20 protein-coding genes are annotated in these 21,161 nt (G+C 64.3%); 3 read left to right on the forward strand and 17 right to left on the reverse strand.

Annotated features, from left to right (window positions below; translation table 11 throughout):
• Positions 1-12 precede the first annotated feature (12 nt).
• The 16 genes from GXY33_11400 to GXY33_11475 all read right to left on the reverse strand — a co-directional run bounded on the left by GXY33_11400 (position 13) and on the right by GXY33_11475 (position 14,985).
• Complete coding sequence (locus GXY33_11400; protein ID NLX05738.1) at positions 13-447, reverse strand: hypothetical protein; 435 nt, start codon at positions 445-447, stop codon at positions 13-15.
• Positions 448-471: 24 nt separating this feature from the next.
• Positions 472-1,833 carry a hypothetical protein gene (locus tag GXY33_11405; protein ID NLX05739.1) on the reverse strand — a complete coding sequence of 454 codons (1,362 nt, stop codon included), beginning with the start codon at positions 1,831-1,833 and terminating at the stop codon, positions 472-474.
• Positions 1,834-1,900: 67 nt separating this feature from the next.
• The gene (locus tag GXY33_11410; GenBank protein ID NLX05740.1) at positions 1,901-2,533 is read right to left on the reverse strand and encodes a hypothetical protein; all 633 of its coding nucleotides are present in this window, start codon (positions 2,531-2,533) and stop codon (positions 1,901-1,903) included.
• Entirely contained in the window at positions 2,530-3,003 is a 474-nt protein-coding gene (gene fliJ, locus GXY33_11415; protein NLX05741.1) for a flagellar export protein FliJ, read from the reverse strand. The genes GXY33_11410 and fliJ overlap by 4 nt, the downstream gene beginning before the upstream one ends.
• 3 nt (positions 3,004-3,006) lie before the next feature.
• The gene (locus GXY33_11420; GenBank protein ID NLX05742.1) at positions 3,007-4,383 is read right to left on the reverse strand and encodes a FliI/YscN family ATPase; all 1,377 of its coding nucleotides are present in this window, start codon (positions 4,381-4,383) and stop codon (positions 3,007-3,009) included.
• The gene (locus GXY33_11425; GenBank protein NLX05743.1) at positions 4,380-5,189 is read right to left on the reverse strand and encodes a hypothetical protein; all 810 of its coding nucleotides are present in this window, start codon (positions 5,187-5,189) and stop codon (positions 4,380-4,382) included. Before GXY33_11425 ends, GXY33_11420 begins: the two co-directional genes overlap by 4 nt.
• Before the next feature lie 9 nt (positions 5,190-5,198).
• On the reverse strand, positions 5,199-6,209 hold the full coding sequence (gene fliG, locus GXY33_11430; GenBank protein ID NLX05744.1) for a flagellar motor switch protein FliG: 1,011 nt from the start codon (positions 6,207-6,209) through the stop codon (positions 5,199-5,201).
• Between the two features lie 51 nt (positions 6,210-6,260).
• Positions 6,261-7,901: a hypothetical protein gene (locus GXY33_11435; protein NLX05745.1), complete on the reverse strand. Its 1,641-nt coding sequence runs from the start codon at positions 7,899-7,901 to the stop codon at positions 6,261-6,263.
• 29 nt (positions 7,902-7,930) lie between these two features.
• Entirely contained in the window at positions 7,931-8,251 is a 321-nt protein-coding gene (gene fliE, locus GXY33_11440; protein ID NLX05746.1) for a flagellar hook-basal body complex protein FliE, read from the reverse strand.
• Positions 8,252-8,283: 32 nt separating this feature from the next.
• On the reverse strand, positions 8,284-8,697 hold the full coding sequence (gene flgC, locus GXY33_11445) for a flagellar basal body rod protein FlgC (GenBank protein NLX05747.1): 414 nt from the start codon (positions 8,695-8,697) through the stop codon (positions 8,284-8,286).
• Positions 8,698-8,723: 26 nt separating this feature from the next.
• Positions 8,724-9,101, reverse strand: a complete 378-nt coding sequence (locus GXY33_11450; GenBank protein NLX05748.1) for a flagellar basal body rod protein FlgB — start codon at positions 9,099-9,101, stop codon at positions 8,724-8,726.
• Positions 9,102-9,219: 118 nt separating this feature from the next.
• Positions 9,220-10,623 (reverse strand): sigma-54-dependent Fis family transcriptional regulator, encoded by a 1,404-nt coding sequence (locus tag GXY33_11455; GenBank protein NLX05749.1) that lies wholly within the window; start codon positions 10,621-10,623, stop codon positions 9,220-9,222.
• Complete coding sequence (locus GXY33_11460) at positions 10,601-11,482, reverse strand: sensor histidine kinase (GenBank protein ID NLX05750.1); 882 nt, start codon at positions 11,480-11,482, stop codon at positions 10,601-10,603. The genes GXY33_11455 and GXY33_11460 overlap by 23 nt, the downstream gene beginning before the upstream one ends.
• Positions 11,483-11,485: 3 nt before the next feature.
• A complete protein-coding gene (locus tag GXY33_11465) occupies positions 11,486-11,968 on the reverse strand; it encodes a flagellar protein FlgN (protein ID NLX05751.1) in 483 nt (160 codons plus the stop codon).
• A gap of 16 nt (positions 11,969-11,984) precedes the next feature.
• Complete coding sequence (locus GXY33_11470; GenBank protein NLX05752.1) at positions 11,985-14,402, reverse strand: tetratricopeptide repeat protein; 2,418 nt, start codon at positions 14,400-14,402, stop codon at positions 11,985-11,987.
• 286 nt (positions 14,403-14,688) lie between these two features.
• The gene (locus tag GXY33_11475) at positions 14,689-14,985 is read right to left on the reverse strand and encodes a MerR family transcriptional regulator (GenBank protein NLX05753.1); all 297 of its coding nucleotides are present in this window, start codon (positions 14,983-14,985) and stop codon (positions 14,689-14,691) included.
• 651 nt (positions 14,986-15,636) lie between these two features.
• On the opposite strand from GXY33_11475, the gene GXY33_11480 reads away from it, so the two are divergent.
• Both GXY33_11480 and GXY33_11485 read left to right on the forward strand, forming a co-directional pair.
• Entirely contained in the window at positions 15,637-16,596 is a 960-nt protein-coding gene (locus GXY33_11480) for a Gfo/Idh/MocA family oxidoreductase (protein ID NLX05754.1), read from the forward strand.
• Positions 16,597-16,617: 21 nt separating this feature from the next.
• On the forward strand, positions 16,618-17,397 hold the full coding sequence (locus GXY33_11485; protein ID NLX05755.1) for an SDR family oxidoreductase: 780 nt from the start codon (positions 16,618-16,620) through the stop codon (positions 17,395-17,397).
• A 31-nt stretch (positions 17,398-17,428) separates the two neighbouring features.
• Here GXY33_11485 and GXY33_11490 read toward each other — a convergent pair whose 3' ends face one another.
• Positions 17,429-18,622 carry a hypothetical protein gene (locus GXY33_11490; protein NLX05756.1) on the reverse strand — a complete coding sequence of 398 codons (1,194 nt, stop codon included), beginning with the start codon at positions 18,620-18,622 and terminating at the stop codon, positions 17,429-17,431.
• 181 nt (positions 18,623-18,803) lie between these two features.
• On the opposite strand from GXY33_11490, the gene GXY33_11495 reads away from it, so the two are divergent.
• Positions 18,804-21,038, forward strand: coding sequence for a hypothetical protein (locus tag GXY33_11495; protein ID NLX05757.1), 2,235 nt, complete (start codon positions 18,804-18,806; stop codon positions 21,036-21,038).
• The last annotated feature ends 123 nt before the right edge of the window (positions 21,039-21,161 follow it).

Genomic DNA, 21,161 nt, shown 5'->3' on the forward strand with positions numbered 1-21,161 from the left:
CTCTCTGAAAAATCAGGCGGTTTCGCCGGTTGCGGTCTGGCCGTTGACCTGGATCACGTTGTCCATCGACAGGCGCTGGCCGCTGTCAAGTTCGAGGTGGACCTTTCGGTCCTCGACCTTCACCGCGGTGACCACGCCGGAGACCTCGTTGGCCGACCCGTCGAGTCCGACCACGACCTTGCCGATCATGGACGAGGCGGCAGAGAGACTCTGGTTGAGCGACAGGTTTTCCAGCGTTTCGCTCAGGCTCATCGTGCTCTGGATGTTCTGGATCTGACCGACCTGGTTGACCAGATCCTTGCTTGACATGGGCTCGAAGGGATCCTGCTGCTGGAGTTCCTGGATCATGATCTTCAGGAAATCCTCAATTTTCATGCCTTTCGAACCCGTCGTCGCGGTGCCGGTCGCGGCGTTCGCGGTTTGTCCAACTCCACTGATTGTGCTCATAACGTCCTCCATCTCCGGTCGCCGTCAGGCGACGATGTTGACTGTTTTGACATTGGTCCGGCTCCGGCCGACGGTCATCGTCGGTCGCGGGCTTTCCGGCTCGGTTCTCTCCGCTTCATCCTGCGGTCCCTGTTGCCGCTGCGGTGGCTGGCGGTCCTGCCGGCCCGAATCGAAATTCTGGTTATGCTGGCCATGCTGGTGCTGCGGGTTCTGCCACTGCGGGTGCTGGGCCTGCGGCTCGCGTGTCTGGATTTCGAAACGGTTGACCGTGATGCCCTGGCTCTCGAGGGCGCTGCGCAGCTGCTCGAACCGCTCGGAAAGCACCTGCCTGGCCTCGTGCGTTTCGGTCACGATGTTCAGCCGCATCTGGTTGTCGACCAGGCGAACGTCGATCTTCAGACGTCCGAGTTCCGGCGGGTCGAGTTGCACCGTCAACTGGCTCTGGCGTTCGCCGACGTTGCTGCGGATCACGTGCAGGATGCGGCCGATGTTGGCCTGGCCCGCCTGCGAGGCGTCCGCCTGACGCGAGACCAGGGTCTCGAGCGATTGGCCGAACGACGCGGCGGAAGTCCTGCCCGAGACGTCCGTTCCGCTGAGGGCAAGGTTCGGCGCCATTCGCGGAGCCGAGTCGCCTCCGCTGTTGCGCGAGCCCGAGCCGTCGAACTCGTCGGTCATGGCCCGGAGGAACTGCTCGGCCAGGCCCGTCTCGAATACCACCCGCCGATCGCCAGCGTTCAGCCAGTTGGCCATCATGGCCGTCCGGTCCGGGATCACCCGGGCGGCGATCCGCGTCGCCTCCTGCAGCTTTTCGGCCCTGGCGGCGGTCTCCAGTTCCAGCGGGGCCTCCGTCGCCGGATCGGCCAGTTTCTCGATGGGCGGCTTGTCCGAACTCACAGCCGGGGCTTTCGCCTCGGACCGTGGCGGCGCGGCCTCCTGCCCCGCCTCAACCGCGGTCTGTGAGTCCGCCATCGGCTGACTGGCGAGAGCGCTGACGGTGGCCTCCGTGCTCGCCCCGGGGGAAAATCCGTTTTTACTGCCGTCAACGCCCTTGTCGGAACCGGCGTCCTGCATCTGCCCGGAGTCAGATGATTTTTGAACGCCGTCGCCAGTATCATTCGCGGCGCCGCCCTCCGACGCCGACGCTTGCCGATCCGGTGCCTCCGTTCCCTTCGCCCCGTCGGTCCGCGCTCTCTCGCCATCGTTTCGCGACTCGTCGGATGTCCGTTCGGCCCGCGCGCGGGTCTCGTCGGGACGTTCCTCCGCCCGATCCGACTTGGCGCCCTCCCGCTCCTGGCCGGCGGCCAGGCGATGCGAATCCGGCGAAGCCGATCCCGCCGCCCCGCCGGCCAGCATCTGGGCGAAGTCGTCATCGTTCTGCAGCTGCACGCTCGACCGTCCCCGTTCGGGGCTCTGAGCGGTCAACGACTCTCTTGGTGAAACCTGGATCATCATGTCAGATGCTCTCGCTGTCCTTCTGCCCGTTCAGGATGATTTCCTGGGTGCGTATCCGTTCGGTGATCTGCCGGCGCTTCTCCTGCTCAGCCGGCGTGGCGAATTCCTGGAGGATCTTGGCCTGGTTCCGCTTCGGCATGCTCATCAGATAGCGGACCACGATCTCCAGGTCGAGTTTCATAAAGTCCTCTTTGACCTGGTCCGGCGGAAGCTGGGTGTACATGCTCAGGGCCTGGCGGAAACCCTCGTCCTCGTTGGCCTTCTGCTGGAGTTCGACCTGGCGGGCGAAGAGGCCTCGCTCGTCCTGGAACGCCTCGCGATCGCGGATGAGCTTGAGTTCGGCGTCCTTGAGGCGGGTCAGCCGGTCGTCGACCACCCGGAGTTGACGGTCGAGCATGGCCGAGCGCATCTCCACCTGTTCCAGCCCCATCGCCGGCGCCTCAGCCGCCGGCTGGGTCGTCGGCGTCTCCTCGTGAACCACCTCCACCATCTCCTTACCCGCCAGCACCGCGGCGATGGTGTTCGCCACATCAGCGTTGAGTCGTCCGGACAGCACGAGATAGCCGAACAGCCCGCTCAGCACGAGCACGACCGCCAACGACACCAGGGCCAGCAGGTGGTAGATCAGTTTCATGCGTCGGTATCCTCATCGCCCATCTGGCGGCGCCACGCGTACTTGGACGTCGCCACGTCGTCCAGGGCCAGCGTTTCCTTGCGCCGCAACTCGGCCATGAAACGCTCGCGGGTCCGCTCCTTGAGTTTTTCCATGATGTCCGTCTGCTTCTTGGCCTCGGCCAGTTCCAGCTTCGCCTCGTCCACCAGCTTCTGGGCGCCGGCCAGCGACTGCATTTCCGTGTGCCGCACCACGTGCAGGTGGTTCAGGTAACGGCGGTCGCCGATGAGGCGGTCCGGACTCAGCGTTCCAACCAGGTCCGTCTGACGGATGCTCTCGTAGTGCTGCTCGATCTGCTGATCGACGGCGGCCAGTTGGTCACGGGCCCGGACAAGCAGCGCGACGCGCTGGGCAACCTTCCGCTCCTGCTGCTCCTGGCGGAGCTTGCGAAGCTTGAGGATTGGTTCCAGCCTGAATTTGAATGCCGCCATCGACTATTCCTTTCCCGCCGGCTGTGCCGACCCGCTGCGCTTGCCGTGGGCATTCTGGGCTTCCTGGTCGATCTTTGCGTTGAGTTCGAGCAGCGCCTTTTTGGCCTGGCCAAAGAGCACCCGGTCCCGCATGCCCTGGCGCACGAAGTTGTCGATGGCCGGGTGCGTTCGCACCGCCAGATCGATCTCCGGATTGCTGCCCGGCACGTAGGCCCCGATGTTGACCAGGTCCTCGACGTCGTTGAAGATCGCGATCAGCCGCTTGATCCGCGAGGCCACGTCCCGGTGCGGCGAGTCCACCACGTCCGGCATCACGCGACTGACGCTTTCGAGCACCGAGATCGCCGGATAGTGTCCGCGGTTGGCCAGCGACCGCGACAGCCAGACGTGGCCGTCGAGGATTCCGCGGACCGCGTCGCTGACCGGTTCGGTAATATCGTCACCCTCGACGAGCACGGTATAGAAGCCGGTGATCGAACCCTGATCCGACTGCCCGGCCCGTTCGAGGAGTTTGGGCAGCATGGCAAAGACGCTGGGCGTATAGCCCTTGGTCGCCGGCGGCTCGCCCGCGGCGAGCCCGATCTGCCGCTGGGCCATCGCCAAGCGGGTCAGCGAGTCAACCAGCAAGAGCACGTTGAGCCCCTGGTCGCGGTAGTACTCGGCGATCGACGTCGCCGCCATGGTCGCCCGGATACGCAACACCGGCGACTGGTCCGAGGTGCTGACGACGACCACCGCCCGCTTGCGCCCCTCTTCGGTCAGATCGCGATCGAGGAAGTCGCGAACCTCCTTGCCCCGCTCGCCGACCAGGCCGATCACGATCACGTCGGCTGAAGTGTACCGGGCAATCATGCCCAGCAGGATGCTCTTGCCCACGCCCGGCCCGGCGAAGATGCCCATGCGCTGGCCCTTGCCGCAGGTCAACAGCGAATCGATCACGCGGATGCCCGTGCCCAGCGGCTCGGTGATGCGTTTCCGCGTGGTGGCCGAAGGGGCGGCATTGGTCAACGGGTAGTAATCCTGCGGGCAAATCTCGCCCAGGCCGTCGACCGGCTGCCCGAACCCGTCCAGCACGCGTCCCAGCATCGACATGCCCACCGGCACGTGCTGCAGACTGCTCGTGCAGCGAACGCGATCTCCCCGGGCGACACCGACCAGTTCGTCGTAGGGCATGATGACGGTCTGGCTGTCCTTGAAGCCGACCACCTCGCCCAGCAGCGGACGCCCCGTCCGCCGAACGATCTGGCACTGCGACCCGACCGGCACCGGCAAATCGTCCGCGGTGACCGTCAGGCCCGCCACGCCGGTAACCACACCGGTCAGCCCGAACGGGCTGATCTGCTCGAGCAGTTCGTGTTGTCGGGCGAACATCGTGGTCATGCCGTCGGATCATCCTCGCTCTGCGGCGGCGCATCGGGTGCTTCCTGAACCGCTGGAACCCGGCTCCAGGCCTCCGTTCTGGCCTCCATGCCCGGCACCAGGTGCTTGGCGATCATTTCGATCTGGGTGGCGATGCGGCCATCCACCTCGCCGCCCGCCGACCGGACCAGACAGCCGAACCGCTCCACCGACGGGTCGGCAACGAATTTGACGTTCTCCATTCCCGCGCGGAACTCGGCATGCTGAGGATCGAGTTGCTCCAGCGACTCGAGGTCCACCGGGTGCATGCGGACGACCACCTGGTGACTCGATGCCACCAGATCGACCGCTGACCGGACGGAGGCCAGCACCGCCTCCGGATCGTGCTCCACCGTCCGCCGGATCACCTTTTCCGCGATCGCCAGGGCCAGGGCGAGCAGGTCGCGGTAGGCCCGGCTCACCAGTTCGTGGCGCTCGCGGTCGAATTTCGTCAGGAGGTCCTCCAGCGATTTGCGGAGCTCAGCCGCCTGCTCCGCGTGCTGCTTTCGGCTCTCTTCGAGGGCCCGCTTCTGTCCCGCTTCGCGTCCTTCGGCCAGCCCCTGTTCGATCCCGGCCTTGCGGCCCTGCTCTTTGGCCTCCGCCTGGAGCTGTTCCGCCTTCGTCTTGGCCTGTTCGAGGATCCTGGCCGCCTCGGTCCGCGCCGTCTCCAACTCGGCGAGGCCCTGCCGGCGGATTTGATCGGCTTCTTCCCGCACGTCTGCGATATTGAACCGCGAGGGCCGAAGCCCCTCAACGCCCAGCATCCTGTTCTTCAGCACTACCGCCATAGTCATCCGTTACACAATGATGTCGCCGGCTCCGCCGCGACCGGCGATCACGATCTCGCCGGCGTCGTCGAGCCGCCGAACAATGTCCACGATCTTCTGCTGCGCCGCTTCCACGTCGGCCAGCCGCACCGGACCCATGTACTCCATCTCCTCGTTGATCATCGCCGCCGCCCGCTCCGACATGTTGCGGAAGATCTTCTCCTTGAGCTCTTCCGAAGCCGTCTTGAGGGCCAACGCCAGGTCCGAGTTGTCCACCTCCTTGAGCACCGTCTGAATGCCGCGGTCGTCCACCAGGTTGATGTCCTCGAACACGAACATCAGCCGGCGGATCTGCTCGACCAGCTCCGGATCGACCGTCTCGAGCTGCTCCAGGATCGCCTTCTCCGTGGTCCGATCGGCCAGGTTCAGGATGCTCGCCACCGTCTCGACTCCGCCGGCCTTCTCGAACGTCTGCGACACGATCGCCGAAAGCCGCCCTTCCAGGCCTCGCTCGACCTCGCGGATCACCTCCGGATTCGTCTGCTCCATCCGGGCGATCCGCACCACCACCTCCGACTGCTTCTCCTGCGACAAACCGCCGAGCACCTCGCCCGCCTTCTCCGGCGGCAGGTGCGAGAGGATCAGCGCGATCGTCTGAGGGTGCTCGTCCTGGATGAACGTCAGGAGGTTTTCGCTCTCAGCCTTGTGCAGAAACGCGAACGGCGTGGCGTTGACCGTCTGCTCGATGTGCTCCATCACCCGCTCGGCCTCTTCCTTCGGCAGCGACTGTTCCAAAAGGGTCTTGGCCAGCAGGATGCCGCCCTGCTCGGCGTACGACTGGGCGAGGGCGAGGTTGTAGAACTCCTCGACCACCGAGTTGCACAGGTCCGGCTTGACCTGCCCGAGCCCGGCGATCTCCCGCGTCACGTCCGTCACCGAGTCCCGGTCCAGCCGCTTGAGGATCTCGGCCGCCGCGTCCTCCGAAACCGTCAGCAGCAGGATCGCCGCCTTCCGGATCCCGGAAAGCCGCTTGTCATCCACCGCCTGTTTCGATTTCTGCTTCTGCTGGACCGCCATGCGTCTTGGGCTCCGTTATTTGTCCTGCACGATCCACTGCCGGACCAGACTCGCCGCCGAGTCCGGATCCTCCTTGACCAGCGTGGCAACCTGCTCGGCCATGTTCCGCACCCGCACCGTGTCCTCATCGACCTCGACACCCTGCAGGACCCCTTCGGTCTGTCCCGCCTCGCCCACCGGACCCTGGTCCGATTCGAGGGCCGGCGGCGGTTCGTTGAGGGCCTCCAGATCGGTTCGCGGCAGCGAGATGCTGGACGAGGCCTTACGGAGCATCATCAGCACCATGGCCAGACTCGAGAGGGCCAGCACCAGCAGGCCCGCCGGTTTGGCGTACTCCATCACGCCGCCCGGCAGCACGGTCCCGCCGGCCCCGGCCGTCGCCGCCGTCGCCGCCTCGGCGCCGGGCGTCTGCCGCTCGTAGTACCAGCTTGCCTGGACCTGGTTCAGGTCCGTTCCTCCGATCACCGGAAGAACGGTCTTGCGGATCTCGGCCAACTGGGTCTGGATCAGCGTGTCCAGTTGTTCGGGGCTGGGCTTCTCCTCGCTGCCCGTGCGGTCGCGGTAGACCTGGAGGAAGTAGCTTCGGGGAACGTTCACTGTCGCCTGGATCGACTTGACCTCATCGGGCAGCGTCTGACGGACGATCGTCGTCTTGTCCCGCTCGTTGTTGAATTCCGTCTCGCTCTCCTTCTCGGTCGACTGCTCCAGTTGTTCAGCGGAGCTGGCCAGCGCCACGCCCACGTTCGGCCGCACCCCCGGTTCGCCGCCCGAATCGCCCCGGCTGTTGGTGCTCTTGATTTCATGCTCCTTCGAGACCACCGGTTCGCCGAGCTTCTGCTCTTCGGTGTGGACCTTTTCCGACTCCAGTTCGACGTAGACCTCGACCAGCGCGTCCGGAATGCCCAGGACGTGCACGACCTTGTCCACGAAGTGCCGCTCGTACTCCCGGCGACGGTCCAGCAGGTCGCCGCCAAACGCCGAGTCGCTGCCCGGCGCCCGGTAGGCTGAGCCGTCAGCCACGATGTTGACCCGGTCCCGGGTCAACCGATCCACCGCCCCGGAAACCAGGTCCGCCACCGCCATGACCAGATGTTTGCTCGGCTTGTTGCCGCCCCGCATCTGCAGGTAGACCGACGCCGACGGGTCGCTGCTCGGTCCGTCCGAGAGCAGCCGCCGGCTGCCCTGGTTGATAATCACGTGCGCGTCGTGGACGTCGTCCATCATCGCCACCACCTGGGCCAGACGCTGCTCCAGCGCCAGTTGCCAGCGCCGCTGGCGGTCCTCGGAGGTCAGCCACATGTCCGACTCTTCAATGTACTTGCGCCACCCCTCGCGCATGTCCTTGGGCAGCGCGCCGGCCAACTGAAGCCGGGCCAGCAGGCGGTCGCGGTCCTGCCGGCGAACCAGTATCTTGTTGCCCTCCACCTGGTACGTCACGCCCCACGTGTCCAACTGGTTCTGGATCGACGCCACCTCGCCCGCCGAGAAGTCCTGTTCGAGCAGCGGGATCAGTTCCGGCGTGGCCGTACCCACGATCAACCAGACGAACGCCAGCCCCATCAGAACCAGAATCAGCAGGAACAGAATCTTGTCCCGGGCGTTCAGCGAACCCAGATGCTCCTGAATCTGAACCAGCGCCTTTTTAACGAACTCCATTTCGTTTCACCCCGTAAGTGCGCGGATCGTCACATCCGCATGTTGCGTATCTCCGTATACGCATCCACCAACTGGTTCCGTATCTGCATCAGCAGCGAGAAGGCGACGTCCGCCTTCCGCACCGCCGAGAACACCTCAGCCACGTTGGTCGCCTGACCCGTGGCCAGTTTTTCGGTCGCCGTCTGCGCCTCCTGCTGCAGACGGTTGACCTCGCTGATACTGTCGAGCAACTGCTGCTTGAAGTCCTTGCCGTCGGCCGAGCCCGCTCCACCCGCCCCACCGACTCCCTGGCCGCCCTGGGTCGGCCGGACCTTGCTCAGGTTGTTCAGAAATTCCAGTTTATCCACCATGCCTGCTATCTCCCGTCTCTATCCGCTCCACGTCACGCGAGCAGCCGCATCGAATTGGCGATCATCGACTTGGACAGTTCGTACGCCGCCAGGTTCGCCTCATACGCCCGGCCCGCTTCGATCGCGTTGATGTACTCGAACGTAGGATCAATATTCGGATACTGCACATGACCGGCGTTGGGACCCGAGGCGATCGCGTGCTTGTGGCCCGGCTCGTACTTGAGCCGGAAGTCCGAAGGGTCCTGTTCGACGCTGGCCACCGTCACGCCCAAACCGTCGCCGGCCGACGAACCGGGACGAAATACCACGAACCGACGGCGGTACGGATTGGGCCTGCCGTATTCGTCCTCGGTCACGTCGGACATGGCCAGGTTTCCCGCGACCACGTCCATCCGCGTCCGCTGGGCGACCATCCCGCTCGTGCTGATGTCCAAACTCGTAAACATCTAATCCTGTCCTCTATCCGGTGAAGCTAGAACCGCATCCGGATCGCCGTGTCCAGCAGATGGAACCGGCTCCGAAGCAGTTCCATCGCCACGTTGTGCATGATTCCGTTCCGGGCCATCTCCGAAACCTGCTTTTCGACGCTGCGGTTGTTGCCGTCGTGGAACAGCAGGTACTGGTCATGGTCGATCTGAGGTTCCCGGTCAATCGTCGTCTGTCCGGATTTCCGCTGCTCGACCATCCGCTGCAGGTCCGACTGAAACGCCTCGCAGTCCAGGTCCTGGCACTTGTAGCCGGGCGTATCGATGTTGGCGATGTTATTCGCCAGCAGTTCGTGGCGGGCCTGGCAAAACGTTGCCACCCGCTCCAGAACGCCTATCTCCGGCATGTCCAACAGCCCTGACATCGCTCAAACCTTTCCGTCCCGCGGCGCGGAACCCGTACTGCCGATTCCTACAGCAACCGCCGTACCAAATACCAAGTCGTTCATTTGCAGCGATTTAGGATTCGCGCCCGATCCCGCTCTATCGCACATATTGCGCCTCCCGCGCAAAACCTGCGCCGGCGTAGTTCATCTCGACCCCGTCTTCCTTCCAACGTTTCAACTTCAGGCCCAGCGTCCGCAGGCCGATGCCCAGAGCCCTGGCCGTCCGGGCCCGGTGGCCGTCGTGCTCGGCCAGCGTCTTGAGGATCAGGTCGCGTTCCATATCCTCCAGCAGGTGCCCGGGCCGTCCGCTCAGTTCCGTGTCGGCCCGCTCCGGTCCGCGAAGCCACGGCTCAATCATCTCAGCCGAGATCCGCTCACCGCAACTGAGCACCCACGCCCGCTCGATCAGGTTCTCCAGTTCGCGGACGTTGCCCGGCCATGCGTAGCTCTCGAGCAGGCTCATCGCCTCAGCGTCCAGGCGGGCCTGAGCCCGATCGTCCCGGCGGGCCAGACGCTCGAGGAAATGCTCCGCCAGCATCACGATGTCGTCCCGCCGTTGGCGAAGCGGCGGGATATGGATCGGCAGGACGCTGAGCCGGTAGTACAGGTCTTCCCGGAACGCTCCCTGATGCACCCATTGGCGGAGATTCCGGTTGGTCGTGGCGATGACCCGGACGTCGGCGTCGCGGGTCACGCTGCTGCCGACGCGTTCGAATTGCTTCTCCTGCAGCACACGCAGCAACTTGGCTTGGAGGGTCAACGGTATTTCCGAGATCTCGTCCAGCAACAGCGTCCCGCCGTCGGCGAGTTCGAAACGTCCCCGGCGAAGCTTGTCGGCCCCGGTAAAGGCCCCCTTTTCGTGCCCGAACAGCTCGCTCTCCAGCAGATTTTCCGAGAGGGCCGCGCAGTTGAGGCACAGCAGCGGCTTGCCCGACCGGGCCGAGGCGGCGTGAATGGCCCGCGAAACCATCTCCTTGCCCGTCCCGCTCTCGCCTTCCACCAGCACCGTGGCCTCGCTGCGGGCCAGTTGGGCGATCTGCCGGCGAAGCTGCCGCATCGCCTCCGATTCGCCGATCAGTTCGCGGCCGCGGCACAGGTCGCCCACCGTGCGGCGCAGGGCCTCGTTCTCCCGCTGAAGCTCGCGCTGCTGCATCGCCCGCTCGACCAGCAGTTCAATTTCCTCGGCCTCGAAGGGCTTTTGAATGTAGTCATAGGCACCCAGCTTCATCGCCTCGACCGCGGTGGCCACCGTCCCGTAGGCGGTCATCAGAATCACCGGCAGGTCCTGCCCGGCCGCCCGAAGCCGCCGCAGCAGCTCGACGCCGTCCATGCCCGGCATCTTCAGGTCCGTGATCACCAGGTCGAACGGGCCCTTGCGGACCGTCTCGAAGGCCGAGGCGGCCTGATCGAACGTGCGAACCCGGTATCCGGCCCGCCCGAGCGTGTGCATCAGCGAATCCCGCATCAGTTCCTGGTCATCAATCACCGCAATCGTTGCCATCGTCCTCTTCCTGTTGATCCGTCCGTTTGCTTGATCCCTTGACCGGCAGCTTGATCGTCACCTGGGCTCCGCCCATCTCGCTGCGCCCGACCGCGACGGCCCCCTCGTGGGCCTCCACGATCCGATGCACGATCGCCAGACCAAGGCCGGTCCCGTTGTCCTTGGTGGTGAAGAATGGATTGAAGATCCGGTCGGCGACTTCCGGGGCGATTCCCGGACCGCTGTCGCCGACGCTCAGCGTCACGCGCCCGCCGCGCCGCGAGAGGGCGACCGCCACCACGCCGCCTTCGCCCGCAGCCTCGATGGCGTTGCGCACCACGTTGAGCACCGCCCGCTGCATCATATCGCGGTCGCAGACCACCGTCGTCTGGGCCGGTCCACGATACGAAAGCTGCGTTCCGCGCGCCGCGACCAGATCACCGAGCAACCCGGTCGCTCCCTGCACGACCGCCACGAGATCCGCCTCGTGCATCCGCGGCTCGACCGTGTGGGTCAGGGCCAGCACTTCCGAAACCAGCGACTCGAGCATGCGGACGCCGCTGATGATCTTGTCGGCCAGGTCCACCGAACCGCCCAACTCGCGAAGATCTCGCTTCAGCAAATCGGCGTAAAGCCGAATCCCGCCCAGCGGATTCCGAATCTCGTGGGCCAGGCCGGCCGCCATCTCGCCCAAGGCCGCCAGGCGCTTACGCCGTTCGAGCTGGCGGTTCTTACTGGCCAGTTCCGAACGCAGCCGGCGGACCTCCCGCTGCAGGACGTCGTGGCTCTCGCGAAGCTTCTCCGTCGCCTCGTTGTAACTGGTCAGCAGCCCGAGCAGTTCGTCTTCCGTCAGATTGAGTTTCGCCAACGTCTCGCTCATGGCTTACCCGCTGATCTCCAAGTTCAGGCCCGCGCCGTTCGACGTCGGACGACCCGCCTGTCCGCCGCCGTACGCCTGCGTCGCCGCCCGGCCCTTCGAAGCCGCGGTGATCTTTCCAGCCACCTGCTGCTTGCGCGAAAACAGCTCCTGGCAGTCCTCCTGATCGTGGGTCAGCAGCAGGTTGAGCATCTCCTGAAGCTCACCCAAAAGCTGCTCGATCTCCCGGCGGCACTCGTCGTCGAGCTGTTCCCTGACCCGCTCCCAGTCCTGCTGGTACGGGGCCAACTGACGGTGCACCTTGCCGATCGTCTCGACGATCCGCTGGCGTTGCCCGAGCAGGGCCAGCAGCGCCTCGGAGTCCTCGGCTTTGATCAGGGCCCGCTGCTGCTGGGCCAGGTGCTGGAGTTGCTCGTAGCACTCCCTCTGTTGCTTCAGGAGCTTCAGAAGCTCAGGGCCGATGGCTGAGGGGCTTTCCACTTGTTCCACGATCCGCTCCGTCACACTAGAAATCGTTTGCCGTTTCCGTTCCCTGGGCCAGCGTGCTCATCCGGCTCTCCTCGAGCACGCCCGACCCGTAGTTCCACTCGATCCATCGCCGCCACTCCTGGCGGGAGAAGATCGTGCCCGGCCCGGTGAATGCCTCGTCAGGCAGTTGCTGAATCAGCCACTTCATCTGCTCCAGCACGGCCTTGATCTTGCCCCAACGCCCCAGCCGCTGGTAGGCGTTGACGATCTGCAGGTAGGCGGCCAGGGCGATCTGGTCCCGCTCGTAGTGATCGACCACCCGCTTGTAGGCCCGGACCGACTCATCGTAGTCGCCCAGGTCATAGAGGCAGTCGGCGTAGTAGAGGTAGGACAGCTTCAGATACGTATTCTCGAGGTCCGAAAGGTCCGCCAGCGAATCCAGCGAACGCATCGCGTCGAGGTACAACTCGGAGGCCCGGACCAGACTCGTCTTCCAGTTCAGCAGCAACTGCGACTTGAGCTCGCGATCGTTGGTCCGATCCACCTGCCGCAGGTGCTCTTCGGCCAGACGCCGGTAGGACTGGGCGATCAGGAACCGCGCCTCCGGACAGGCCCGATCATCCGGGTAACGCTGAAGCGACTCCTCCAGCCTCGCCGCGCACTCCTCGTATCTCTCCTGGAAGTAGCAGAGCTTGCCCAACAGGAACAGGGCCTCACGGAATTCGAGGGCCGAAGGGTCCAACTGCTGCTGGTTCGACGTGTCATCCACCATGGTCCGCAGCAGCGTCTCCGCCTCGCCGTAGTGCTCCGGTCCCAGTGTCATGAGGCACTGGGCCGTCAAGACCATCGCGCGAAGAGCCGGGAGCGTCCGAGGATACTCGTCGATCAGACGCTGATACTGCTCAATCGCCTTCTCCGGCTCGCCGCGACCCTGGTAGAGCTGCCCCAGCCGGGACAGGGCTTCGGCCAGGTGCGGGTCGGCCGGCCAGGACGCGACGAACAACTCCAGCATCGAGGTCGCCATCGAACCGTCGCCGGCCAGGTCGTAGCACGTCACCGCCTCCCACAAGGCGTCGGCCGACGCCCGATCGGCCATTCCGCGGCCGTGAGACAGCGAGATGAAGTCATCCGCCGCCTCGCGATAGTGCCGGCTGGCCCGTTCCCGAAGTTCGGCGGCCAGCTCCGGCGAGCCCACCTTCGCCAGTCTGCCCGAGAGATCCTCGGCGACCTGGCGATGCCACACCGCGATTTGACCCAACAACTCGTGGCGAACCCGCTCATCCTCCACCGCCGTCTGATCGTATTCCAGTTGGGCGAACGGCAACGCCTCTTCCAGGTTTCCGCCGTCGGCCAATTTGCCCGCCACCGAGGCGATCGAGGCCACGACGTCCTCGCGATTCATCAGGCGATTGTGGCCAACCTTCGCCAGGAGCGCGAAGGCCTGATCGTAGGCCATCCGCGACGCCTCGAAACGATGAACCCGGGCCAGGGCCGCAGCCCGACCCACCAGACCCGCCAACGCGTATTCGCTGCCGGGATGATACGTCATCACATCGTGGAAGAACGCCAACGCCTCCTCCGGCCGGTCGTCCTGCAGACAAAGCCGTCCCAGAAGGAGCGTCGTCCGGGCCTCCAGATCCCCTCGAGTCTCCAGCCGATCCAGGATGTTTCGTAACGAACGCTCCGCGGTGTCGATATCGCCTTTGGAGTACTCGCCGAACGCCAGAGCGTATTCCAACTCGTCCCGCTCGTCCTGTTCCGTAACCCGCGAGAGGACCTCGCGGATCAGCGTCACCGCCTCGTCGAATCGGCCCTGCCCAAAGAGCCGCTCCGCCTTCAGGCCCGCCGCCCAAGCCAGTTCCGAACCCGCCAGATGCGGCTCGGCCAGCAAGGCGTCCAGGACCGCATCATATTCTTCGTCGAGGCCGTGCCCGGTCTTGGGAAAGAGCCTGACCAGCGAACTCAGCAGAGCGATCCGGTCGCAGCCGTCGAGTTCCAGCGCCATCTTCAGATGGTCCACCGCCAGGCGATAGCGACCCAACACTTCCGCAATCTGCGCCGAGATCACCAGTTCATCGAGAGTCAGCGGCCGTCCTTCGGCCGAAGCGGTCAGGTGCTGTTGGGCCAGCATCAGAATCTTTGGTCGCGGCGTCCGCTGCGACATCTCACCCCGGTAAAGGGCCAGGGCCACCAGGTGGTGCAGATGACGTGCCTGGTCCTCCTCCAAGTCCCGTTCCGCCAACAGATGAAGCCCAAGCTTGGCCGAGTCGAAGTGTCGACCGCGGCTGAGCAACTCCTCGCAAAGACTGGCATATTCCGCCGTGCTGAGCTTTTTTTGACTCGAGAAGAGCTTCACCACGCCCAAACCGGTCAGAACCAGGGCCACGATCAGCGCGGGGATCTGCCACTTGTCGCTCAGATCCTTCAGAAGAATGTTCAGCCATCTCGGCTTCATCGGGGCTCCATCCCCAAAACCGGTTTCCCGTTCGTCCCGCCGATTCCCCGGCGGCTATTCAGTTGTCGCGTTCGCCGCTCGCGCCGCAATCTCATTCGCCAACGGGTGGCCCGGTAATTCCTTCACAGCCAGAGCGACCTCCTGTCGCCGACCCGTTCCGCGTGCGACGCCTGACCTCGCCGATCGGTCTGCGCAACGCCTCGGCGGTTCGTCGCGGAGACACTGCGTCCGATGCATGCGTCGTCAAATCCTCGTTTTCAACCCCAGTGACGGGTTCGGCCGCCGCTCAACCGGCGACCGCGTTCTGCTGCACCCGGCTCGCCAGGAGCCGCTTGATCTGCCCGAGAGGAAGACTGCTCTTGAGCCGCCGGATCTCCGCCAGCGTCTCGAACACCTCCGGGCCGTACAGCCGATGTCCTCCATCGGTCCACCGGCTTTCGCGAATCAGGCCCATGACGGTGTAGTTGTGAATCGTCTGACGGGAGAAGCCCGAATGCTGCACCACTTCGCCAATTCGGTAGAGCTTGGGCGGGATGATCTGCCCCACGTTCCCGCCTGCCTCGTTCCGCTGCTCCGCCGACACCCAATTTTCTCCTCTGCCGTCGCGTGATTCGTCTACGTTGAATTCCGTCATCCGACGTTCCACTTCCGTCTCCGAAAGACTGGAAGGCAGCCAGCTACCGCCCGTTCGCCAGCCTGCCGCACAGGCCTAAGCCTTATGTGTTTTATAAAACGTCTAAGTGAGGATTCCGTCAAGCGAATAAAGTCCTATAACCTAGAACTTCATAGGTTTTGGCATCGTGGTGGGCCTGCAGGTGTCAACTGGCAGCGAATGCGTTAACTTATTGTGAACACATCTGCCCTGACACTCCCCTTATTTCCCCCGTTTTTCCCCAGCTATCCCAGCTTTTCAACAACCTTTGAACAATTATTCGCCCTACTGCTTGAATCCAGCACCCTGGACAGCGGCGCAAGTTCCGATAATATAACAACATACACATGCTGCCTAACAAAATACAAACACCGCTTCTGCCGACTGGCTTTTTGCCCCTGGTAAGCCCCTTTCTGGCGGGTTGTTCGCAGCCGCACCAAATGCCACCGGCGCCTCGTTGCTGCTATTTCGGCAAACTGTCCCTTCAAACATGAAGGCGCTTGAAGGCATCCGGCCCAACCGATACAATCCGCCCCAACTGTCATGACAATACCCGGTTCGTCCGCTCTCGGAGGATAGCCCATGGCGACCAACCCATTGCGACTGGCCATGCTCGGCATGGTCGAGGGAAACGGCCACCCCTACTCCTGGTCGGCGATCATCAACGGCCGGTACGATGCCCAGGTAATGGCCGACTGCGGCTACCCGGTGATCCCGCAGTACCTGGCCGCCAACCAGAACAAGCTCGGCATACCCGGAGCCAAGGTCACTCACGTCTGGACCGACAATCCGGCTGAGGCGCCCAAGGTCGCCAAAGCCAGCTTCATCGATCAGGTCGTCTCAAAGCCCACCGACGTGATCGGACAGGTTGACGCCGTCTTTGTCGCCACCGACATCGGCTCCGAGCACCTTGAACGCGCCAAGCCCTTCATCGACGCCGGCATTCCCACCTTCATCGATAAGCCGCTGGCCGACAATCGCGACGATCTCCTGATGTTCATCGACCTTTACCGCCAGGGCAAGCCGATCCTCTCCACCTCGTGCATGCGCTATGCCAGGGAAGTCGAAGCCCTCAAACAGGCCAAGGTCGGCCAGCCGAAGCTGATCACCGGCTTCACCTGCAAGTCCTGGGCCCGCTACGGCATCCACGCCCTCGAAGGGCTCTACCAGCTTACCGGCCCCGGATTCGTCTCGGTCCGCGACGTCGGACAGGAGAACCGCCACACCGTCATGCTGACCCACCGCTCCGGCGTCGACTCGCAGCTCTGGGCCTACTACGACGCCTTCGGCGGCTTCGGCTCGTATCAGCTCATCGGATCCGAAGGCGCCGCCTACGCCAGGTTCACCGACACCTTCCACGCCTTCAAACGTCAGATCGAGGTCTTCATCGACTTCATCCGCAGCGGCGGCCGACATCCGTTCCCGCCCGAGCAGACCTTCGAGCAGATCGCGATCATCGCAGCCGCCATCGAATCGCACAAACGCGGCGGCAAGGAAATTGTGCTCGCCGACTTCATCCCCCCTGAGCATCTGCCCAGGTAAATCAATCCAGGAGGTCCACCGATGGGAATTCTCGACAGCTTCTCGCTCAAAGGCAAAGTCGCCATCGTCACCGGCGGCGCCGGGCTCTACGGACGGCAGGTCGTCGAAGCCGTCGCCGAGGCCGGAGCCACCACCGTCACCGCCTCGCGCAATCTCGAAGCCCTGGAAAAGGTGGTTGAGGGCCTCCGCGCCCGCGGTCTCGACGTGCACGCCGATCGGGTGGATCAGGCCGATGAGCAGTCGGTACGCGGTCTCGTGGAGCGGACCATCGACAAGCACGGCCAGATTGACATCCTGGTCAACAACGCGGTCCTGCGGCCACTGAAGGCCGGCAGCACCGATATCGAAGGCTTCCGCAAGTCGATGGAGGTCAACGCGGTCGGACTCTACATCATCACCGAACTCGTCTCAGCCCACATGAAGCAGCGGAAACAGGGCTCGATCGTTATGGTCGGCTCGATCCACGGCATGATCGGCGTGGACATGACCCTCTACGAAGGCCTCTCGATCACCGGCCTGTACCCCGACTACTTCTTCCACAAAGGCGGGATGGTCAACTACACCCGATGGTTGGCCGGAGCTCTCGGCGGCTACAACATCCGCGTCAACTGCGTCTCGCCCGGCGGCTTCCTCTCCGGTCAGCCGGAGGAATTCATCCGACGCTATTCGGCCCGGACGATGCTCGGACGCATGGCCAACGACGAGGACCTCAAAGGAGCCATCGTCTTCCTCGCCTCCGACGCCGCCGCCTACATCACCGGGACTAACCTTCCCGTCGACGCCGGTTACACGGCGAAATAGACGACATCGGTCACCGTACCGACAGCCCCGCTCACTCCTGCGGGCATCGCCACCGAAGCAAACCGATATCCCGCGGCGGACCGATCTGACCTTCCGGCGTGGGCAGGCAGCCTTGCGCCCGTCCGTACACCGTCAGGATCGACCCATCCGGCAGCAGCACCGACGACGTCGACTGCGGACTGGACCACCATGCCCCCTTGTCCCGCAGGTTGCCCGTCCACTCGTCCAGGATGATCCGCCGGTCCATGTCCCACGTCCGCCCCTCGTCACGGCTGACCATCGCCTCAATCCCGTACGTGGGGAAACCATCCGCATTGAACGGATAGCCGACTCGCACCACGTACGTCATCACCATCCGGCCGTCCGGCAACACCACGAAGCTGACGAAGTGCCGGCCGTAGTCGAACAGCACCCGCACCGGCGACCACGTGAGCCCGTCATCCTCTGAAATGGAGATTCCGAAACCCGAGTACAGGTCCGGCGGCTCCATGCCCTCCGGCTGACGCTGCGCCCGGTCGCGGAAGCGCGCAGGCAGATCGGTCCGGCAGTACGCCACGAGGTGCCCAGCCGGCGCCCGAACCAAGCCGACCTCGTTAACTCCCTGCCACTGAGGGACGGCGATCTCCTCGCCCCACGTGGCCCCTTCATCGTGGCTGAAGCGGATGTAGGCTTGGCTATAGTACCCTTGGGCCGGATACGCGTCGCCTTCATGGCTGTACGCCGTTTCGGCGATGCGGGTCACCTTGCCCGTCTTGGCGTCGCGATCGACCAGGTACGGCTCCCACTGCCAGCCGGCCCACGGCTTGCCGTTGCGGCCCGCGGGGATCGGACGAGCCTCCCACGTCCGGCCGAAGTCCGTGCTGACCCACCGTTTCTCCACCCCGGAGAACATCACCGTGCCGCCGCCCAGATACGTCAGAGAAAGCGGTGTATCGCCGAAGTTCTCGCCAAACTCCGGATTCCTCGCGTCGCTGGCGATGAGCTGCGGCTCGCTCCACGTTTCGCCGCGGTCGTCGCTGAACATCACCGCCGGCCTGCACGGCCGGTAGTCCAGGTAGGCCGCCATCAACAGCCGATCCTTCTCCGGCATGTACACCAGGTACGGCATGCCCACTACCCGGTTCCATCCCTCAGTGAGCACCTGGAACTCGGCGTCGAACTGGACGTACCGCTCGCCCTCGATCCGACGAAACGCATGAGACCTCCAACCCGCCTGCTTCGCCACGATGCCATCTCCTTCCAGCCGATCATTCTTGCCAACGACGCAGCCCGATAGCATAGCAGCTTGACCGGCCGTTGCCAGTAACGATTGGCTCAAAATTCGCATTCGCTCGGATGCAGTCCGACTCCCCCGTTGACGAGGCAGGGGTGTGGGTTACAATCGGCCGAAAGGCTTTCTTTCCCTGATGAGGACACGCTTGAACTACTCCTGGACCGGTCTGTCGCTTCGGGCGACGACGTTGCTGTTTTTTCTGGCCGGCGGATTCGCCGCAGCCATGCTGCAGAAGGTGCTCAATACCGCCCTGTGGCCGGGCAACCACGCTGCGCTGGGTTTTGCCCTGTTTCTGCTGCTGGGTGGCCTGCTGGGTCTTTCGCTGCCGGAGCTTCGCGCGGCGGCGACGCCTCTGCTGCAGCTTCAAGTGAGGGGCGAGGGGGCCGGCCGCCGCCCGGGGCAATTCCAAACGGCTCAGACCGCCCTAACGCTGTGCGGACTTCTACTGATCGTCGTCGCGATCGTCTGCTCCGCCGCCACCTCGTTGATCGCCGACTCGCCGCTGTACTGGTCCGACCGGCTGGCCCTGACCCGCTGGTCGTGGCCGCTGCTGGCCATGCTGCTGGCAGGCCTGCCCGCTTGGCCGCTGGGGGTGTGCCTGGGGCTGCTGGTGCAACTGGTGTACAGCGGTTTTGTCCGCCTTCATTGCCCAACTGGCCTGCAGGCGTCGCACCCGCGCGTCCAGCACGTGCTGGCTTCGGCGATCGCGTGGATGCTGGCTGGTCTGGTTGCCGGGTTTTTGCTGGGTAACCTCTCAGCCGACCGGTGGTTTGTTCGGTGGCACGTGCTGGTGCTGGTCCCGTGTCTGGGTTGGCTGGCCGGCATGCTGCCCGCCCTGGCCCGCAAGACCGCTGCGGTACCCGCCCAACCCGACGCGACGGAGGACCAACTGCCTCGCCCGGTCTCAGCCAATCTGCCCGAGGTGGCCACCGCGCCAAGCCAAACCGCCCTGCTGGCTGCGGGTGTGCTCGGTTGGCTGGGCCTCTGGCAGGCCTACCACTGGCACTTCGCCCTGACCAACTGGTTTCGGGATCCGCCGATGGCGACTCGGACGATGCTTCTCGCCGTTCTGCTGGGACCTCTGGCCGTTATGGCCGGACGGTTCTTGCACCGCCACCTGTGCAGCCGGATCGCGCCGTTGCGGCTGACCCCCATCGATCGCCAGGGCCTCTCGCTGGCCGTTCTGGCCCTGGTCAACCTGATCTGCCTGCCCCTGACGGTCGCGGCCGATGCCTCCCCTGCGACCACACAACTGCTTTTGTTGCTGATGCTTGCGATCTACGTCCTGTGCATCGAGTGCGCCTTGCCGGCCCTGGCCCTGGGCCGAACCAGCCGCTTTGATCTCTGGTCGGTCCTGGCCAAGGCCCTGGCGTTCGGCGCCGTACTGGCGATCGGGTCGCTGATCGTCTGGCATCGCACCTCGACGGGCAATCTGGCGGCCTTGGCCTTGGGTTCGATCATTGCGATCGCCGCCGCCGGCGTAGCCCTGATCTACGACGAGCCGCACGTCCGCGTCCGACGGCTGGCCCCGCCGACCGCGACGGCGATGAACGCGGCCACGTTCCTGTCGCTCTATGCCGTTCTTGTCGCCGTCGTGCTCGTAACACCCAAGCTCAAGCCCTACTGGCTTCGCGGCCAAGCCCTGGCTGCGGCTGAAACCCACAGCGGCAGTGCGTTTGTGCATGAGGGACCGCAAGGTCTTGTGATCAGTACCCCTGAATTGACGTTCACCGGCCGCAACGGCGGTGTATTGGGCGAGGAAAGCCTCCACCTGGCCCGCCTGCTGATCGAGCCGCTGGAGATCTCGCGAGCCGCCCGCGTGTTGCTCGTGGGTTTCCCTTGTCCCGCCGGGCAGGACGACGGCAGCCCGCTCGCGATGTGCATCCAGACCGATTTTCAGGTGGCGGCCGCCCGGCTGGCTTGCTCGTGGACCTCCACATCGACCGCTGACACAACCGCCCCAGCCTCCAAGCCTGCCGGGCCGGATGATCCCGAGAGTCTCACGAACTACCGAAAGCTGGATCGTCTGGATCTCCGGATTCTTCGAGACCGTTACGATACGGTGGTCGTCCTGCTGCCGACACCGAGACGCCCTGCCACGTGGCCGAAAATAGCCCTTACCCTCCAGAAGACGATCCGCCTAGCCGGCGACGTCGACCGCCTCTATTTCATCCTGCCCGGCAACTATGGCCCGGCCAATGGGGCAGTCCAAGCCGCACTGGCCGCTGCCGTACCCGACCAAGGCCTGATGCGGCTTGATATCTCCGGCCAATCCGGAGACTGGACCATTCTGGGTACTCATAGGGGCATTGAATCAGCAGCTACAAAATTACTTATGGTTAGCGATCCCTACTTCACACGTCGCTGACAACAAGTCTCTTCCGCCACCCCCTAACACTTCTGCTTTTATTAGAACATCATTACTAAATATAACTCCCCACCGCTGCAGTTTCACCACTAGACATATGGCATAGTTAATATAAGGAAACGA

The organism is Phycisphaerae bacterium (assembly GCA_012729815.1).
Lineage (GTDB): Bacteria > Planctomycetota > Phycisphaerae > JAAYCJ01 > JAAYCJ01 > JAAYCJ01.

Excerpts from the sequence above, each read along its gene's own strand:
- GXY33_11455 (NLX05749.1), bottom strand. The coding sequence starts at position 10,623 with ATGGCAACGATTGCGGTGATTGATGACCAGGAACTGATGCGGGATTCG.
- GXY33_11470 (NLX05752.1), bottom strand. The coding sequence starts at position 14,402 with ATGAAGCCGAGATGGCTGAACATTCTTCTGAAGGATCTGAGCGACAAG.
- GXY33_11425 (NLX05743.1), bottom strand. The coding sequence starts at position 5,189 with ATGGCGGTAGTGCTGAAGAACAGGATGCTGGGCGTTGAGGGGCTTCGG.
- GXY33_11495 (NLX05757.1), top strand. The coding sequence starts at position 18,804 with ATGAGGACACGCTTGAACTACTCCTGGACCGGTCTGTCGCTTCGGGCG.
- fliJ (NLX05741.1), bottom strand. The coding sequence starts at position 3,003 with ATGGCGGCATTCAAATTCAGGCTGGAACCAATCCTCAAGCTTCGCAAG.
- GXY33_11480 (NLX05754.1), top strand. The coding sequence starts at position 15,637 with ATGGCGACCAACCCATTGCGACTGGCCATGCTCGGCATGGTCGAGGGA.
- GXY33_11400 (NLX05738.1), bottom strand. The coding sequence starts at position 447 with ATGAGCACAATCAGTGGAGTTGGACAAACCGCGAACGCCGCGACCGGC.
- GXY33_11410 (NLX05740.1), bottom strand. The coding sequence starts at position 2,533 with ATGAAACTGATCTACCACCTGCTGGCCCTGGTGTCGTTGGCGGTCGTG.
- GXY33_11460 (NLX05750.1), bottom strand. The coding sequence starts at position 11,482 with ATGAGCGAGACGTTGGCGAAACTCAATCTGACGGAAGACGAACTGCTC.
- GXY33_11450 (NLX05748.1), bottom strand. The coding sequence starts at position 9,101 with ATGTCAGGGCTGTTGGACATGCCGGAGATAGGCGTTCTGGAGCGGGTG.
- GXY33_11435 (NLX05745.1), bottom strand. The coding sequence starts at position 7,901 with ATGGAGTTCGTTAAAAAGGCGCTGGTTCAGATTCAGGAGCATCTGGGT.
- GXY33_11485 (NLX05755.1), top strand. The coding sequence starts at position 16,618 with ATGGGAATTCTCGACAGCTTCTCGCTCAAAGGCAAAGTCGCCATCGTC.
- GXY33_11420 (NLX05742.1), bottom strand. The coding sequence starts at position 4,383 with ATGACCACGATGTTCGCCCGACAACACGAACTGCTCGAGCAGATCAGC.
- fliE (NLX05746.1), bottom strand. The coding sequence starts at position 8,251 with ATGGTGGATAAACTGGAATTTCTGAACAACCTGAGCAAGGTCCGGCCG.
- flgC (NLX05747.1), bottom strand. The coding sequence starts at position 8,697 with ATGTTTACGAGTTTGGACATCAGCACGAGCGGGATGGTCGCCCAGCGG.